Genomic DNA, 518 nt, shown 5'->3' on the forward strand with positions numbered 1-518 from the left:
GCTCACGACCCTGCACCTTGCTCAAAGCGTCGAGTGCGCCCTTGCGATTTCCTACTGCACAAAGTGCTTGGGCTTGAGAGAGCGCCTCGCCCAGAATAGCGTTTTTCAAAGGTTTARCGCGCAACGGACCAAGTGCATTAAAAAAGGAATCAAATGGCGTGGGGCTCAAAGCGATCTGAGAGAACCCCACCGCCCCACCGGATATTTCTTGCGTAAATACTATACTTCGATAGTCTTCAAGTGAAAATTCAAAATGATAACGACCAGCAGGCAACTTGATCATATCAACACCGAAGATTGTGTACCGATAGACCGAATAACTCCTGTCGGCGGGATATACAGCCAATGAAATAAAAGGCGCGGTGCTCCGATACGCACCCTCCACGATAAACCAAACATCCGTCGTTGGAGTTTCCGATACTGCTTGAGTCTGCGCAAAAGCACTGGACACGAATGAAAACGGAGCATGCACGCGCGAACCACTCGTTTTCCCGCTAGCTGGCGTGACTTTCGAACTG

General features: G+C 50.1%; 1 protein-coding gene. It reads right to left on the reverse strand.

The window, feature by feature from the left end; translation table 11 throughout:
• The coding region (locus ACXJKR_RS34440; protein ID WP_457326686.1) for a hypothetical protein at positions 1-518 on the reverse strand (518 nt) is incomplete at both ends.

The sequence above is a fragment of the Roseateles sp. P5_E11 genome (genome assembly GCF_054049355.1).